Origin of the sequence: Pedobacter paludis, from assembly GCF_003173575.1 — a bacterium.
Taxonomy (GTDB): Bacteria; Bacteroidota; Bacteroidia; order Sphingobacteriales; family Sphingobacteriaceae; genus Pedobacter; species Pedobacter paludis.
Window position 1 is genome coordinate 152,514 of the sequence record NZ_QGNY01000007.1, and the last position, 12,937, is coordinate 165,450.

At 38.4% G+C, this 12,937-nt stretch carries 11 protein-coding genes; 3 read left to right on the forward strand and 8 right to left on the reverse strand.

All coding sequences use genetic code 11. The features are described 5' to 3' along the window. Positions 1 to 229: 229 nt before the first annotated feature. Positions 230 to 2,431: a hypothetical protein gene (locus DF947_RS18300; protein ID WP_109931613.1), complete on the forward strand. Its 2,202-nt coding sequence runs from the start codon at positions 230 to 232 to the stop codon at positions 2,429 to 2,431. Positions 2,432 to 2,655: 224 nt separating this feature from the next. On the opposite strand, the gene DF947_RS18305 is transcribed toward DF947_RS18300, so the two are convergent. Further along, the gene (locus DF947_RS18305) at positions 2,656 to 3,156 is read right to left on the reverse strand and encodes a DUF4385 domain-containing protein (RefSeq protein ID WP_109931615.1); all 501 of its coding nucleotides are present in this window, start codon (positions 3,154 to 3,156) and stop codon (positions 2,656 to 2,658) included. Between the two features lie 79 nt (positions 3,157 to 3,235). Here DF947_RS18305 and DF947_RS18310 point away from each other — a divergent pair, with 79 nt between their 5' ends. Beyond that, the gene (locus tag DF947_RS18310; protein ID WP_109931617.1) at positions 3,236 to 3,511 is read left to right on the forward strand and encodes a hypothetical protein; all 276 of its coding nucleotides are present in this window, start codon (positions 3,236 to 3,238) and stop codon (positions 3,509 to 3,511) included. 1 nt (position 3,512) lies between these two features. Here the strand turns inward: DF947_RS18310 and DF947_RS18315 are convergent, their stop codons facing one another. Continuing rightward, complete coding sequence (locus tag DF947_RS18315; protein ID WP_109931619.1) at positions 3,513 to 3,722, reverse strand: hypothetical protein; 210 nt, start codon at positions 3,720 to 3,722, stop codon at positions 3,513 to 3,515. Positions 3,723 to 3,860: 138 nt separating this feature from the next. Between DF947_RS18315 and DF947_RS18320 the strand changes: the two genes are divergently transcribed. Further along, positions 3,861 to 5,243: a sulfatase-like hydrolase/transferase gene (locus DF947_RS18320; RefSeq protein ID WP_109931621.1), complete on the forward strand. Its 1,383-nt coding sequence runs from the start codon at positions 3,861 to 3,863 to the stop codon at positions 5,241 to 5,243. A gap of 13 nt (positions 5,244 to 5,256) precedes the next feature. Here the strand turns inward: DF947_RS18320 and DF947_RS18325 are convergent, their stop codons facing one another. The 6 genes from DF947_RS18325 to DF947_RS18350 form a co-directional block, all read right to left on the reverse strand. After that, complete coding sequence (locus DF947_RS18325) at positions 5,257 to 5,616, reverse strand: response regulator transcription factor (protein WP_109931623.1); 360 nt, start codon at positions 5,614 to 5,616, stop codon at positions 5,257 to 5,259. A 2-nt stretch (positions 5,617 to 5,618) separates the two neighbouring features. Next, the gene (locus tag DF947_RS18330; RefSeq protein ID WP_109931625.1) at positions 5,619 to 7,346 is read right to left on the reverse strand and encodes a PAS domain-containing sensor histidine kinase; all 1,728 of its coding nucleotides are present in this window, start codon (positions 7,344 to 7,346) and stop codon (positions 5,619 to 5,621) included. A gap of 3 nt (positions 7,347 to 7,349) precedes the next feature. Next, complete coding sequence (locus DF947_RS18335) at positions 7,350 to 7,661, reverse strand: circadian clock KaiB family protein (protein ID WP_109931627.1); 312 nt, start codon at positions 7,659 to 7,661, stop codon at positions 7,350 to 7,352. Positions 7,662 to 7,664: 3 nt separating this feature from the next. Continuing rightward, positions 7,665 to 7,952: a circadian clock protein KaiB gene (gene kaiB / locus DF947_RS18340; RefSeq protein WP_109931629.1), complete on the reverse strand. Its 288-nt coding sequence runs from the start codon at positions 7,950 to 7,952 to the stop codon at positions 7,665 to 7,667. Beyond that, the gene (kaiC, locus tag DF947_RS18345) at positions 7,952 to 9,703 is read right to left on the reverse strand and encodes a circadian clock protein KaiC (RefSeq protein ID WP_109931631.1); all 1,752 of its coding nucleotides are present in this window, start codon (positions 9,701 to 9,703) and stop codon (positions 7,952 to 7,954) included. The genes kaiB and kaiC overlap by 1 nt, the downstream gene beginning before the upstream one ends. Before the next feature lie 169 nt (positions 9,704 to 9,872). Continuing rightward, positions 9,873 to 12,935 (reverse strand): efflux RND transporter permease subunit, encoded by a 3,063-nt coding sequence (locus DF947_RS18350; RefSeq protein WP_109931633.1) that lies wholly within the window; start codon positions 12,933 to 12,935, stop codon positions 9,873 to 9,875. Between the last annotated feature and the right edge of the window lie 2 nt (positions 12,936 to 12,937).

A 12,937-nucleotide genomic window follows, 5' to 3' on the forward strand; every position in this document is an offset into this window, starting at 1 on the left:
CCAATTTATGAATAAAATATCTTTCATATACCAAACTGTTAGAAATACATTCATTATCCGTATTAAATCGTAATTATTGCTTTAGGAACGTTCAGCTCGTTTAAAACAAAGTGGTCTTTTAAAATATGGAACATTATCTTTCTCGCATCCGAATCAAATTGATCTACAGAAAACAAAGAAGTAAAATGTAGTGTTGTGCACACATATTGATCAGATAAACATTTAACTTATGAAAGGATTATCTCCGTGGGCAATAACAGCTATGCATCAGTTGAAACATAGCGTTGAATTATTTGCCTGGCAAGATGAAATACTAAATTTTAGAATACTAAAAACAAGTGATTCCATCTGGATTTCAGTGTCAAATTTAGATATCGAACCGATATTCTTTAGGGCTTGTTTCGTAGCCGACGGTATTTTAACCGAGCCTATTTTAAAAAAAAACAAAGATAAAATCACCATTGCAGTGGATTCTGTTTTAGGAAAATTCGACATAGCCATTTCCTTATCGAAAGATAAATTTTCATTCTTGAATTATTCCTGTACGCTTACTCCTGCATATGATCTTTTTATACCTTTTTGGCCTAGAGATTTAATTACAACCGATAATCCGAACGCTACTTTAAAATCGCTGGGCGAAATTCATAAAAGCCAAGTTGGTACAAGATCGGGTTTAATCTATTTCTCCCTACCTGAACGGAATCTACGAATTTTATATTTTCAAAATTTAACCGCACTGTCTCCCTACGCAGAACAAACAGGCACATCGTTGGCAGATGTGGTTGGCGGAACATTGCCAGAAATTGGTTTAGCACTACCAAAAACCCAAGAGAAGCCTCTTAAAGCTGGGATAGAAGTTGTGCTTTCGGATGCTATAATTGCTTTTAAATCTGGAAGTATAGCAGAATCAGATCAAGCTGTTGATTATTTAGATTTGCTGAGCGAGGTTTACATCAAGATTAAAAAACCAGAAACGCACTATTTACATTGGCCGGAAATTTTGAAAAAAGGGCTTAATGATTTGATTGATAACCCTGGATGCTGGTCTATGGTTGGTGGAAACAGCTACTTAAATGCCTATGTTAGCGATTATGATACACCACCTGAAATTATGGTTCAGCTTGCGGTACTGCTGCCGCTTCTGGATTATGTAGAGTGGAGCGGCAAATCGCTCGATGTAATGAAAACCATTAAAAAAGGTTTAGCCCCATTTTATAGTGAAAAATTAAAAACGCTCGTACGCTGGCATCCAGCGGCAGAAGATAAACTAAAAGGCGAAGAAGAGCAAAAAATGCCTATGGTTATGGATTCCTGGTATCTCCACCACCCATTGCTCAATCTATCCAGGCTTGCACTGAAAGGCGACAAAGAGGCAGAAAAGCTTTTCATGGATTCGCTTGGCTTTGCAATTAAAGTAGCTCAAAAATTTAAATACAATTGGCCTGTTTTTTACAAGATGGATACACTTGAAATAATTAAAGCAGAAACTAAAGAAGGCGAAGGAGGAGAGCAAGACGTACCAGGACTTTACGCACATGTGATGCTTCAGGCCTATGAGCTCACCAATGATAAAAAATATTTGCTAGAAGCAGAAAGGGCGGCAAAAAAACTTGATGATGTTGGATATAACATCATGTATCAGGCAAACAATACCGCATTCGGAGCCGGTGCTTTATTGCGCCTGTATAAGATCACTAAAAATCAATTGTACTTAGATTTAAGTTACCGGTGTTTAGCTTCAATTTTTCAGAATGTGCAGCTTTGGAACTGCAATTATGGTTTTGGAAAGCACATCCCTACTTTTTTTGCTCTGTATCCTTTAAGCGATGCGCCCTATACAGCAGCATACGAAGAACAAGAAGTTTTTTGTGCTTTTCACGATTACCTCCTGCATGCTAAAGATGTTGAAATTCTACCAAGTGTAAGATTACTTTGTGCAGAATTTATTCGTTATTTAGTTGAACGAGCTCCATACTATTATCCACCCATGTTACCAGATGAGATGATTTCAGATGAGGTAAAAACAGGTGAAGTTGATCGGAACTTATGGATTGCGCTCGAAGATCTTCATGATGGAGTTGAAAAGAGCGGTTCAGTTGGTCAGGAAGTTTATGGTGCTGGCAATGCCTTTGGAATTCTTCCAAGACATTTTATCCGATTTGAGGATGAAGCATTTCTTATTTTTACAGATAGTCCGATTTCAGGCATTAGAAAAAGTAAGGGTTCTGTGATTTTCCATTTGCAGGGAGATGAACGGATTAGCTGTAGATTAAGGATAATGCCAGATAACGATCTGCAAAAAACACTCAAACAAAAGTTTAAAATGGATCTGGGAACGGGTAAGCTTAAAGCTGCTAAAGATAGAAAAGGTGATATCGAAGCTTTCGTAAAGGGAAATGAAACTGTTAAAATTAGCTGGACGAGAAAATGATAAATAAAATTAAAAAACCGATTTAGGCGCAGCAGTTATCGTGATTTTGCTTTTCTACCCCGTGCAAAACTTCCCCGCATAAGAAACTGGAAACTCCTGAAATCTCATCCATAATACTACAATCTACCGGAGAATGCAATGCTTCAGGATAATCTGCCATGCCTATTTGTAATACAATAAAAAAAATAAATTGTTTTATTAGATTTTCTTTTTCCCCTCAACCTTTAACCGTATTGCTTTTTCCATGCCATTTTCTGCTCCGCATACAAAGGCTCCTGTTCAGCTTTTTTCCAAAAAACATAAAAAATTGACGCCGCCTCGGCTTTTTCAGAATCTCCTGTTCCACGTTCTAATGGCTGATAATCCTTCGCCTTATCATATTTTTTGCCTCCTTTATAATTGGCATAACGTCTGGCACGCGTATAGCCCATCTGAAGATATTTCCTGGACAGGTCTGCTCCTACAAAATCACCTTTAACAACAAAATCTTGAAACATTTGATAAATTGTTTTCGCACTATTTTCCGCAATTTCAGCGCTTTTAAATCTCCAATGTGGCCCAATAATAGATTTATATGGCTCGCAGATCAACACGCCCTGCTCACCTTTTCCTACCCGATAGGCTTCGGGATTTTTTTGATAATCTATCCCGGGTTTCCACGGATAATCTGAAGCATCAAAATTAAGATATGATGGCTTACGATTGGGTTTATCTTTGTCTTCCATATAAGAAAATAAAATTAGTAGACATCAATATCTGCAGAGCTAAACAAAACTTATTTTTGGTAAAATGCGTTTATCTAATATGAAAGCATTTAATATTCACATCATCCATAAAAATGAACGGATTACCTTAACCATTATCCCACATAACGACTATTTTAAAATCGTTTATTTCGAGGGCATAATTGGTGCTGTAAAAAAAGTAGGCTCAAAATGGAACTTAATGCCAGAAGAAGCCATAGAACCTGGAGAATTTGCTCCATACGATTACAAACTGACCACAGATGGAGGAAAGATAGTGCTCGGCCCAAGTGAAGTGAATCAAATAGCCGAGCAAATTGAAAATCAACTCACTTAAATTATTTTTTGGTCTCTGGAAGTCTTGGTGTATTGGAAATACTATCTTGGTATTTATCCTTTCCTACGGTATCCTGAGGCAAATGCTTTGAAGTGTCAGAATATTTATAAGAGGTATCTTTTTGCCCGTCTTTTCCGTCTGCACGGTTGCCTGAACATGAAACCACAAACGTTGCAACAAGTGTAAGGCCTAATAAGAAATGCTTTTTCATAAGTATATTTATTTTTTAAGAATCAATTTTAAATACAACATGTTATGAGCTGAAAGGTTTAAATTAATTCCAAGCTGTAACATCCCTTTTTAAATAAAAAACCTTAAATTGTTATTTTAACTCTTTCCTTGATAAAATATGTTGAGATTTAAATGTTGTCTAGCCATTATTCTTTGTCTAACTATTGGCCTAAATTCCATTGCCTTAAGCCAGATCACAAACGGGGCGAAGCCCAATATCATTATTATTCTAACAGATGATATGGGTTTTAGTGATATTGGCACATTTGGAGGTAAATTTGTTCCAACACCCAATATTGATCGTCTTGCACAGGAGGGAATAAAATTAAATCAATACTACAGTTCAGCACCTATTTGCTCCCCATCAAGGGTTGGAATGCTTACCGGAATGTATCCGGCCAGATGGAATTTTAGCACCTACCTTGATAATAAAAAACACAATCAAAATGCCGAACAAGCTGACTATTTAGATCCAAGTGCCCCAACCATGGCCAAAGTTTTTAAAAGTGCCGGATATGCAACTGGGCACTTTGGAAAATGGCACATGGGTGGCGGAAGGGATGTAAAAAATGCGCCGGGCTTCGAAAAATACGGATTTGACGAACACTCGAGCACGTACGAAAGTCCAGACCCTGATCCGGCAATTACGGCAACAGACTGGATTTGGTCGGAAAAGGATAGCATTAAAAGATGGGACAGAACAAAATATTTTGTAGATAAGACTTTGGACTTTATGCAAAAACATAAGGATCAGCCTTGCTTTATAAACCTTTGGCCCGACGATGTTCATACGCCATGGGTACCAAGAACGGAGACCGAATACACGGGTAAATTCCCTATGAACCCGGAAGAAGAACAGGCCTTTAAGGGTGTACTTAAAGAATATGATGTCCAGATTGGAAGATTATTGGAGGGGCTTAAAAAAATGGGAAATGAGCGGAACACAATTGTCATTTTTACGAGTGATAATGGTCCCTTGCCTAGTTTTAGGGGCACAAGAGCCGAAGGTTTAAGAGGTTCTAAACTCTCGCTTTACGAGGGCGGAACAAGAATGCCGTTTATCATCCGTTGGCCGGGGCATACGCCTATCGGCAAAATCGAGAATAGTGCTGAAGTAAATGCAATTGATTTGCTTCCATCATTGGCTAAAATGGCTGGAATTCCATTACCAAAAAATTATAAGGGCGATGGAATAGACAGAAGTTCTGTATTTATGGGAATCGCAAGCCCAAGAAAAAAAGATATGTTTTGGGAATATGGCCGAAATGATATCGCATTCAAATATCCCAAACCGATGGATAAAAGTCCAAACCTGGCCATCCGATCTGGCGAATGGAAGTTGTTAATGAATCACGATGGAACAGATGTTCAGCTTTATAATATCCCAAAAGACAAAGGTGAAACGCATAATTTGGCTAATGAACAACCCAAGTTAACCGCAGAACTTAAAGCCAAACTTTTAGATTGGTGGAAATTGTTACCAAAGCTTAAATCAGAATAAAGAAAGATGTTTATTATAAAAGCTTTCTTATTCTAAAAACCAGATCATCAATATCAAAAGGTTTGGATACAAAATCATCAGGTTGACAATAACCTTCTTGAATAGATCTTGCCGCATGGCTTGCGGAAATCATGATCACTGGAATATGCGATGTTTCTGAATTGGACTTAACCAAATGACAAAGATAGCGCCCATCTACATTACCAAGTAAAACATCTAGCAAAATGGCATCGGGTTTGTGTTCAGCAACCAAGCTTTCGGTTTCCAATCCATTCTTAGAACTCACAACTTCGAAACCATCCAATTCTAAAATCATGGTTACCAGTTCTAAAATATCTGCATTATCATCAATAACAAGAATTTTTTTCTCCATAATTACAAATTATTGCGAGTTGGAACGGTAAAAGAAAAGGTACTGCCGAAATCAAAAGTACTTTCAACGGTGAGTTCGCCACCATGTCTCTGGATAATTTCATGCGAAATATAAAGGCCAAGTCCCAAACCTGAAACTTGTTTTCCTTGTGGATCAACCTGATAGTACCGATCAAATAAATGTGCAAGTTTCTCTGGTGGTATTCCTGCTCCAAAATCTTGAACAGAAACTTTCGCGAACTTCTCGCCTTGCGAAATTATAACCTTAATTATTTTAGATTCAGAGGCATACTTAAGTGCATTGTTAAATAAATTTACAAGAACCTGCTCAATTCTCTGCTGGTCTACCAAAACCGATAATTCCATTTCACCCTCAATTACGAGCTTTACGGGAGTATGATTAAGGATTTGTTCGGCGCAGGAAATTACTAATGATGCCATATTGGTTTCTTCCAAATTTAGTGGAAGTGGTCCATGCTGAATTTTTGAAACATTCATTAAATCATCTGCCAAATGCACCACTTTTGCCAAGTTGGAGTTTGCTTTTTGAATAAGCATAGGAATTTTCTCTGAACCCAGATTGGTTTCCATTACCCGAGTAAGCAATTGCATCGAAGCTTTTAGTGAGGTTAATGGGGTTTTAATCTCATGGCTGGCCACACTAATAAATTCATCCTTTTGAAAGGCTATTTTTCTTCGATTGGTTACATCAGTAAAGGTCATAACAACGCCGATAAAAATTTCGCCATCGTAAAGCGGACTTGCATTTATAGAAATATACACCGATTCATCCTTATGATTTCGGATCATAATCTCATGATCGTAAACCGGTTTTTGGTTTACCGACATGATGTAAATTGGATGCTGTTCCCTTTGCAGGGTACTTCCATCTAAAGAAAAACACTCCGATTGAAGTGTAAAATAATCGCGTAAAAGAATTTCTTCTGCGCTAAGGGCAAAGATTTTCTGAGCCCTGGGATTTGCAAATGTAACTTGGCCAATGGTATCTAATATGCAAAGGCCTTCGCCCATGGTGTGTAAAATACTGGTTAAGCGTTGCTCGTTCGATCGAAGCACCTCTTCTACCCTAACCTTATCTCTAATATTGGATTCCAATTCCTGCGTTCGGGCTTTTACGGTAGCTTCTAAATTGCTGTTTAATTCTTCAGCAATCTGTCTGGCAATTTCGAGTTCTTTATTTTGAATTTCAAGCTGAGACTGGCTTTTCTTTAACGCTGTAAGATCGGTTAAAATTACACTTAATGACTTTCCTTCATCAAGCTCTAAAGCTTTTAATGAGATTTGTACCGATATTTTTTCACCCACATAATTCTCCAGCCGAAGCTCTGCACGGGTATCAACATCCCATGCGCCACCAACAACTTCCATAGCAAAACTTCGATCTTCGTGAGTAACCAATGCAGAAAAATTCATTCCGATCACTTTTTCAAGGGGAATGCCTAAAAGCTTCGCAAACTGCGAGTTACTATATAAGATATTGTCGAATTTATCGAGCGTTAAAGCGCCCTCGCTCATTTGTTCGATAAAAATACGATAAGTATGATCCGCACTTTTGAGTGTAAAAAGTTGATGTCCTTCACTTCCCTTTACAACAAGTGCATCTATTTCACCAGTTCTAATGGCATGGATTACATCATTTGCTTCTTCCAATTCGGCTTTTAACTGCGAAAAAGCCTGTTCAAGCGCAATATGTTCTTTTGACTTTTCCATTAACTAAAATCTTAAGCCAAGACCTTTTAACACTTTCTCTTTGTCCGAACAATCGCCAATTAATTTCTTCTTTGGCGAAGGGGATTTCTTAATCAACATCGGGAGCGCTGTAACATCCTCATCCCTAACCATAAGTGGCTGTTGATGGGCATCAATTACATTAAGCTCATATCTACCTTTTAGGTATTCATCACAAATGGCCTTAATATTAACTAAAGCCCTTGTAGAAACAGGCGACGCACCAGCAATAAATAATCGAAGCGAATAAAATTCTTCATCGCCGACATTTCTGTTATTCTCCTGTTCTTCCGACATAATTTAGCTCACTAATTTCGGACGAATATCTAGGCCCACTAAAACTTTTTCCACATTCGAGAGGTCTCCGATAATTTTCCTTACCGGTTCTGGAACCTTTTTAACCAGCGTTGGGATAGCAAATATCTGGTCTCCTTCCGCAAGCTGAGGCTTTACCAAAAGATCAATCACTTCAATACTATATTTGCCCTTTAAGTGCTCTTCGCAAATCTTCTTCAGATTTTCAAGAGCAATAACGGATTTGCTTGTTTTTCCGGCTACATATAGCCTTAATTCATATAACTTACCCACTACTTTTTATTTTTTTTTGATGAAGGTTTTTGAATATTCCCAAAATCGGTGCGGCGAAGATCTGTCATTTTAGACAATGTATCTCCCATAATCTGTTTTTTTAGCGCCTCTTCAACATATACTTTATTGAGTTCCTCCTCAACCGATTCATACTCTGATCGTAACCCATCAATTTTAGATTCAAGAACCTTACGTTTACGAACAAGTTCCCTGTCTTTTCTACTTACCGCCTGTGCATGTATTACTTCACCGGTTTGTTCAAGCAACAGTTTCGCTTCTCTTGCAGATCCTGTTAAAATACCGTCTTCACTTAAGAAAACATCAATTAAATCTAGTCCATTATCCGTAATTACAAATTCTCTGATTTGGTTGGAATGTTTCATTCCTCTTGATTTCATGATGTACAGTCCACGGTTTCTTTCGCCATTATTTTCTATGTCACGAATCAACAGCCAGGCATCTACCAACGAAGAAACTCCTTCATCCGTCTGCTCATTAATAACCGTATTAAGCGTCAAAGCGTTAAACATCACAGTAATCTGTTCAGCTTGTAAAAAATCAATTAAACGAACCAACATGGTTTTTACCTCGCTAACCGAGCCAATGGTAATTAAGTTTGTAATGGGATCTAAAACAACAACACTTGGTTTAAATCTACGAATAGCCTTATGTATCGCTACCAAATGCATTTCCAAACCATATAACGTTGGCCTAGATGCATAAAACTCAAGATAACCCTTATCTACATGTTTTTGAAGATCAATACCAATCGACCTCATGTTTCTTATAATTTGTTTCGGAGATTCCTCAAAGGCAAAAAATAGACATTTTTCTTTCCGAAGACAGGTTGCATTGGCAAAAGTTGCCGAAATACTGGTTTTGCCGGTTCCCGCTGTGCCCGAAACCAAAATACTGCTTCCTTTATAAAAACCCGAATTTCCCAGCATCCGATCAAGGGCATCAATTCCCGAAGAAAGGCTTTCTGAAGATACTTCCTTATTTAGCTCCAATGAGGTTACCGGTAGTACCGAAATGCCTTCATCATCAATTAAAAATGGATATTCGTTCGTACCATGAACTGAGCCCCTATATTTAACAATTCGGAGCCTTCTGGTCGAAATTTGATTGATAATTCTATGATCCAAAAGGATTACGCAATCAGAAACATATTCTTCAAGACCCTGGCGGGTTAAGCTTTTTTCGCCACGTTCGCCGGTAATAATCGCGGTAACACCTTTTGATTTTAAAAATTGAAAAAGTCTGCGAATTTCTGCTCTTAGCACACCTTCATTGCTCAGTCCCGAAAAAAGATTTTCTATCGTATCCAATACCACGCGTTTAGCACCGATACTGTCAATTGCATATCCAAGGCGGATAAATAAGCCTTCTAAATCATATTCGCCTGTTTCCTCGATTTCCGAACGATCTATATGTACATAATCTATGCGGATTTTTTTTTCTCGTTCTAATTTATCAAGATCGAAACCTAAAGAGGCTACATTGGTTTTTAATTCATCAGCCTTTTCTTCAAAAGCCATAAATACGCCAGGCTCACCATAATCCAGTGCGCCTTTTACTATAAATTCGATTGAGAAAAGTGTTTTACCTGATCCCGCCTCTCCACAGATAAGTGTTGGTCGGCCAGATGGAAGTCCGCCAAGTGTAATTTCATCTAATCCGGAAATACCTGTTAGCGTTTTAGAGATTGCACCTGAAGAAGGGATTTCCAGTTGCTTTTTGGATTTAGCCATTCATAAAATATTAGGATTTAAAGCTATAAAATATCTTTTAATTGAGCCAGACATTTATAAACAAACAGGGAATAGATGAAATTGTTTTTTGATCTTATAGATATCCGTTATTAGAAATTTAAGTGGAGTTTTTTAAATATCGAAAAGGTGTTTATGGAGATCTTAATGCTCATGACTTAAGAAGATTTGTCTGTCGTTCATAACCTCCGATATTGCCATAAAATTTCCGGATCAAACTTGGCAGTACAATAAGCAGTAACGGAAGTGCAACTATAAACCCACCAATAACAGCAATGGCCAATGGTTGATGCAGTTGTGCGCCGGCGCCTATACCCAAAGCCAGTGGCAAAAGCGCAATAATTGCGCCCAGTGCAGTCATCAATTTCGGCCTTAATCGTGTTGAAATGGCGAACGTAATGGCCTCGTCTACAGCTTTATGGTGAAGAGATTCCTTAAACTGCAGAAAAGTAAAAATTGCATTTTCGCCAATAATCCCAACAATCATAATCAGGCCCGTATAGCTCCCTACATTTAAAGGTGTATTGGTAATCATCAATGCCAAATAGCTTCCCGAAATGCCCAATACTGCGATTAATAGAATTAAAAAGGCTATTTTAAAATCTCGAAAAAGAAAAAGGATTACACTAAAAACCAATAAACTCGAAGCAATTAATATGGTAAGAAGTTCGGAAAACGATTGTTGTTGCTCTTTATATGCCCCTCCGTATTCGATGTGGTAGCCTGATGGAAGATTAACCTTCGCACGCACAACAGTTTGAATATCTTTCATTACACTTCCCAAATCTCGATTGTCAAGCCTGGCTGTAATGGCACCAATGGTTTGCAGGTTTTCCCGTTCTACCTCGGCATTGCCGATCTGCAGATCAACCTTTGCTAGATTCTGAATCGGGACGGCCGTTCCATTCGGCAAGAAAATTTTGAGTGCCGAGATATCGGATACACCAAAGTTTCGGCTTCCTGGATAAACCATTCTAATGGGAGAAAGCTGTTGTTTATCATAAAGATCGCCAATTACATTGCCCTGCATGGCAGTTTGCAGTTGCGCCTGAAAGGAAACTGGGGTAATGCCGTATTGGGCAAGCATGGCAAAATTAGGCTGAATATTAACTGTTGGCCCTGAAAGTATAATTCCATCAAAAACATCAGCTGTTCCGCTAACTTTAGAAATCAATTCGGAAACCTGTTTGGAAAGTACCTGAAGTTTTTGCTGGTCGTTCCCAAAAATTTTGACTTCAATAGGCTGAGTAGAACTCATTAAATCGCCTAACATATCGCCAATAACCTGACCAAAATCTACAACCAATGCAGGTTGAGTGCTTTCTATATGTGTTCTAATTTCAGAAATTACTTCATCCGTACTTTTTTTATGGTTCGGTTTTAACTGAATTAAGTAATCTCCGGTATTTGGCTCGGTAATAAAAAATCCCATTTGCGTACCCGTTCTTCTAGAATAAGCCTGCACGTCAGGAATTTTAACAATCTCTTTTTCCACCTCCTTGAGCATTCTATCTGTTTCCTCAAGTGATGTGCCCGGAGGAGAGGCATAATCCAGTACAATACTGCCTTCATCCATTTCGGGCAAAAATCCCGTCTGTAACCTTGGAAAAACCAAAACAATTGATGCAACCAAGACTAAAATAAAAATGTAGGAAATGTATGGGCGTTTGATAAAATAACGAACCCAGTTTTGTGCTTTTACCTCATGTACGGCAGCGTCAATTCCCGAAGCGTTATCATGTGAGTTTTTGGTGAGCAAGAGATAAATTACAGGAAGCCCAATCCAGGTAACAAAGAAAGAACAAACCAGCGTAATAATCATGGTATTTGTCATCACCTGAAAATAGGAACCCGCTACGCCCGTCATCAATATAAAGGGAATAAAAATTACAATTGTACTGATGGAAGAGCCCAACATTGCCGGAAAAAGGTAGTTAACGGCTCTGTAGAGTAAAATGACTGTCGGTTCATCGGGGTGTTCTTCATGCGTTCGATGGATTTGTTCCACCACCACAATAGCATCATCAATGATCAATCCGATGGCGGCCGCGATAGCACCAAGAGTCATGATATTGAGCGAATAACCAATAAAATAAAGTACGATAACCGTAAGGCAAAGTGTAATGGGAATGGTAATTAATATGGTTGCGCTGGCCTTTACAGATCTAAGAAAAATAATGGCTACAATAATGGCTAGTGCCAATCCAATCCATAAACTATCTCGAACGCTTTTAACCGATTCGTTAACAAAATCGGCCTGTACATAATAGGGCTTAATGCTTACGCCAGCAGGAAGCAAACTTTTAAGTTGCGAAACCTTCGCCGTCATCTCTGCAGAAAGATCGACCAGATTTGCATTTGGTTGCTTAATTACTGCAATGAGTATCCCATCCTTTCCGTTGGCATTAATTCGGGTATATTCTACGCTTTGTTGAATATTCACCTTGGCTAAGTCACCGATTTTAAGGATACGGTTTCCCTTTCTGGTTAAAACTAGTTGCTCTAAATCGCTTTTAGTTTTTACCGTGGCATCTGTAACCGATAAGTAGAGAAAGTTGTTATCGGATAGGTAACCATTTGATTTGATAAAATTGGTTTGAGCAAGTGCGTTAGAAATTTGATCGGGAGAAATACCAAGCGACTGCATTTTCTGCACATCAAGCTCCAGCCAGTATTCTTTGGTTTTGCCACCAATAACCCGAATTTCTGACACGCCATCTACCTGAGATAAAAAGGGTTTGACCGTATAGGTTGCTATTTTTTTAAGTTCTGCTGGCGAAAAATTATGACTCTCCAAACTGTATCCACTAACTGGAAGTATAGATGGATTCATTTTTTCTACCGAAATGTTTACCCCAGCTGGAAGACTGGCCGAAATTTTGGCAATCTGCGATTCTATCCGTTGTTGGCTTAAATCAATGTCTGCACCAGAGTTCATATAAGCAGAAAGTTCACAACTGCCTCTACTTGTAGTGCTCCTAACCAACTGTAAATCTGGAACCTGTTTTACGGCGTTTTCTAAGGGGCGGGTAACCGTAACCACCATCTTATCTACAGGCTGAAGCTCGGCCTCAGCAATAATTTTGATTTTGGGAAAAGTTATCTCTGGGAATAATCCAGTTTTTAACTGCTCAAAAGAATAAACACCACCAACAAGGATAATAACCAAAACCGCCAAAATTGGGTTTTTATGGGATATGAAGAAATTTTTCATAG

Bases quoted from the DNA above. Each gene is read 5' to 3' on its own strand.
- DF947_RS18300 (WP_109931613.1), top strand. From the start codon at position 230: ATGAAAGGATTATCTCCGTGGGCAATAACAGCTATGCATCAGTTGAAA.
- DF947_RS18305 (WP_109931615.1), bottom strand. From the start codon at position 3,156: ATGGAAGACAAAGATAAACCCAATCGTAAGCCATCATATCTTAATTTT.
- DF947_RS18310 (WP_109931617.1), top strand. From the start codon at position 3,236: ATGAAAGCATTTAATATTCACATCATCCATAAAAATGAACGGATTACC.
- DF947_RS18315 (WP_109931619.1), bottom strand. From the start codon at position 3,722: ATGAAAAAGCATTTCTTATTAGGCCTTACACTTGTTGCAACGTTTGTG.
- DF947_RS18320 (WP_109931621.1), top strand. From the start codon at position 3,861: ATGTTGAGATTTAAATGTTGTCTAGCCATTATTCTTTGTCTAACTATT.
- DF947_RS18325 (WP_109931623.1), bottom strand. From the start codon at position 5,616: ATGGAGAAAAAAATTCTTGTTATTGATGATAATGCAGATATTTTAGAA.
- DF947_RS18330 (WP_109931625.1), bottom strand. From the start codon at position 7,346: ATGGAAAAGTCAAAAGAACATATTGCGCTTGAACAGGCTTTTTCGCAG.
- DF947_RS18335 (WP_109931627.1), bottom strand. From the start codon at position 7,661: ATGTCGGAAGAACAGGAGAATAACAGAAATGTCGGCGATGAAGAATTT.
- kaiC (WP_109931631.1), bottom strand. From the start codon at position 9,703: ATGGCTAAATCCAAAAAGCAACTGGAAATCCCTTCTTCAGGTGCAATC.
- DF947_RS18350 (WP_109931633.1), bottom strand. From the start codon at position 12,935: ATGAAAAATTTCTTCATATCCCATAAAAACCCAATTTTGGCGGTTTTG.